The 3,496-nt window shown below is 54.2% G+C and carries 2 protein-coding genes; one reads left to right on the forward strand and one right to left on the reverse strand.

Going from position 1 to position 3,496, the window contains the following annotated elements:
• The first annotated feature begins 36 nt into the window (after positions 1-36).
• A complete protein-coding gene (locus tag WNZ14_RS23515; protein WP_342871119.1) occupies positions 37-2,502 on the forward strand; it encodes a hypothetical protein in 2,466 nt (821 codons plus the stop codon).
• Here the strand turns inward: WNZ14_RS23515 and WNZ14_RS23520 are convergent.
• Positions 2,486-3,469 (reverse strand): hypothetical protein, encoded by a 984-nt coding sequence (locus WNZ14_RS23520; RefSeq protein WP_342871120.1) that lies wholly within the window; start codon positions 3,467-3,469, stop codon positions 2,486-2,488. The two genes, WNZ14_RS23515 and WNZ14_RS23520, sit on opposite strands and share 17 nt — an antisense overlap.
• Positions 3,470-3,496 lie beyond the last annotated feature (27 nt).

Consider the following 3,496-nt stretch of genomic DNA (forward strand, 5'->3'; position numbering starts at 1 on the left):
TTCACATAACTTGGAATTATGGATACAATAGACGGGTTGGAGTTCGTAAACCGGGACGGCGAACTTGATTTTCTGCAGCGCTGTCTGGAGAAGGTGAAAGAACGTCCAGCCTTGGTCGTCGTTCGCTCGCCGGCAGGTTTCGGAAAATCTACGTTGACGGATCGCCTGATCAACTCGATGCCTCTCAATAGCAAAGCATCTTGTGTCGTCGATCCGAGTGTGCGTGGTCGAGTGGGTGCCATTTCGTTGCATGAAGGGTTCTTTTTGCAGCGTATTGCCGAGAGCTTGGACCGAACGGCAGATTTGACCGGTGGTGCTTGGCCAACGCTTGCAGGTTTTCTCAAAGCGCGCCGTAAAGATGCCGTCCTTACGAAGAACCCATTGGATGTCGTTTCGGAAATGCCAAGCCTGAAGCACGCCTATAAGGTGGTCTTCGATTATGCCGCACGCGCGCTCCTATTTGGGAGGTATGCCTCGGAGAAACTGCTCATCAGCGACCAGGCCGACGCGGTCGCAATTTGCGCCGCCTACACAGAATACGTCCTCAGGGATCACGCTCTGATCCTTATTGTTCGCGAAGTCCAGCATATCGACCTTCAGAGCTTGAGGACCCTACTATTGCTAGTCGAGCGCGGTCCTGGGCCCGACTTAGTATTCGAATATACTGCTGAGACTGGGAGGTTCGAGCCTGAGCACCATAAGCTGCTTTTCCGCGCGGCTGAACGCCGCCCTGGCATCGATATTTTGGACCTTGTCCGCCTGAGCGCCGACCACCTCGAATATCTCATCCGCACAAGCGTACTGAGCGATTTTGATCTTACATCGGACTACTATCTCTCGTGGGACGGAAATCTGCGTTCCATCGTTGAATTGAAGTTTGGCGTTGGTGTCGGCCAGTCGCTGACTGATGTCTCGCGCATCGGCCGGACACTTGCAAACCTCTCTGACACGATCAGCGAGCACATCGCTCAATTGCCATCGTTGCAACGGCTACTGCTTTCGATCATCCAAGCCCATGTGGAAGCTATTGATCTGCCAACCCTGTCGTCGGCTGCAATGCGGATCGATCCGAGAGCCCTGCATTCGGAGATAGGCAAAGCGCTTGACCAACTTGAAGACCAAGATGCATTTTTGGTGCGAACCCATGGTTTGATCGCACTGCGCAACGACACTATTGCTAAATCGCTGCAACAGACGCCGGCCGTACAGGGGCTGCTAGCGCTATCGGAAAAGGCGTTACGCGACAACTATGCCGGAATCATGGAGGGAGAACTCGGCACCCAAGGTCTGTCGAATCTACTGCGGCAGTACTTCCGATTATGCGCGCGCACGAAGGACATGCAGGGCCTGAAACGCGCCGCAGACAGGTTAACCGGAGAGGTCAGGGCCACCCAAGATCACACGATTTACGTCGATGCTGTAGCTTCTGCGATCGAAGCAAACCCGGAGCTTTTCCGCGGCGAGCACGACGATTTGGTAGAATGGGCGGCGGAACTGGCATATTCGGCAAGCGACTGGCGGCGAGCTACAACGCTCTTGTCACTGCTGAAAAAGCGCACTTCTTATTCTGAGTTGATGCGCGCCTGCGCGTTGCAGGAGAGCGGTGGGCACGTCGAGGCACTGCAGATTATTGCGACTTTGCGATGCGAGACGGCGGATATCCAGACTTTGTTGGCCGCCGATTTGGTCGAAGCCCTTGTTGTCGGTTGCCGTGGAGAACATGGTAAGACGCGCGAAATACTTGAGGCCATCACCGCGAACGAGGCTTACCGCACAAGCCCACTAGTCGGCTATGCCTACCGTTTTTTCGAAATTGTCGACGGCCTTGAAGGTAGCTTGAAAAGCCTTAAGGCGAGCGTCGCATGGTTCCACCGGCACAATTTACCCGAGTCGATGGCCTATTCCCAGTTGCCTGCCGCTCTGCTCATGGCACGATCCGGCGACATCGACGGAGCACGCACAACCCTTGGCCAGGCAACCATCGCGCTTTCGCAGGTGGTACGCGACCAACACATTGTCGTTAATAATGCTTGCGCAGTGGAACTTCTCTCCGAGCAACCAGACTTCCGCTACTGCAGCGATGAACTCTCTGGTGCCCTGCGCTTCGCACGTGACGATTTTTCGGAGCTAACGATCTTAAGCAACCTGAGCATAGCCCTCCTTAGCCAAGGCAATTTGGAAAGCGCAGTCGACAGCGCGGAAAAGTGCCACCTGCTACTGGCCAATCACGACTTTGCCGACACCGACATATATTGGCCGGTATGTTTCAACATGGCTGTGGTCTATGCCGCCAATGGCGATACGGAAAAGTACGAGGCGGCGCGGCGCTTCCCGTTCGACAACGGTCCGTCGCGAGAGGACGATCTCGAATACTGGCAATACCGCTACGGCCTAGCTGACCTCCCACCGGACACCCACCAATTCCTCGGCGGTAAGCCTTGGCACCCGGTCTATTTGAGTCATTGGTTGATCGATCTGGAGGGCCTTAGTCTGTTGAAGTGAGGACCGCGTCGATGACGTCACTGTAAGTCCAGCCCTTTTCGGTAAATGCCATGGCGAACTGCCCCTTCGGATCGATCCATGCGTCGGGAGTCATTTCGAGAAAATGGAATTTTCCATCCGCGTGCCGACCATCAATGCGGCAATACCCGAAACGGCCAAAGGCCCGAAGGAGACCTTTGATATTCTCATGATCGGTGGGATCAAGCTCGTCATCGATATTCCTAACAGTCCGCCCAGGAGTCGGGTTGGCCTTCTCCTCGGCATCAAACAACCTCCCGCGAAAGAAGTCCGGCGCGCCCCCGATGACAATCTCCGAATACGCCCAGTGTGTTTGGCCTTTGCTCTCAATTGCGACAAATGCAGTCTCACGACCTGAAATGAATTCCTCTACCAGGACGGGCTGCTCTAAGCTTGCAAGAAGCTCTTGAGCTAGGCGCGCGGCGCTTTCGGAATTGTCGACAAGATTCGCCTGCGAAATTCCAATTGAACTGCCTTCGAGCAGTGGCTTTACCACACAGGGGAAAGCAGCCTTATCCAAGCTCATAACATCTTGTTCGTTTCGAATTATTCGCCAAGTCGGTGTCTGCAGCCCGCAGTCGAGCGCTAAGCGCTTCGATACTTCCTTGTCTTGCGCGATGATCCGGCCATAAACATCGGGACCGATGAAATTGAGGTTGAACGCTTCACAAACGGCGGGAACTAGAGCCATCCTATTGCGTGAGTTTCTTCCACCATAGATCGAGAGAACGATGTCGTCCTTGTGCTGCGATGCGTTTTCCGCCAACTTCTGCGGACCGTTGTAATGCGTGATACCTCGGCCCAGTTCCTTGATCGTGGTAATCAGCGTATCAACTGTGTCCCTCTCGCTCTGTTCCGTATCTCGATTTGATTCGAAATTGTTGTCGTTCGGATCTGCGATCAAATCCGCGACAAGAACCACATCGGGGGTATGTCTCGCATTTTGCAAAGGGCGAATAATTCCAAGTTATGTGAA

Source organism: Hoeflea sp. AS60, from assembly GCF_038900115.1.
Lineage (GTDB): Bacteria > Pseudomonadota > Alphaproteobacteria > Rhizobiales > Rhizobiaceae > Hoeflea.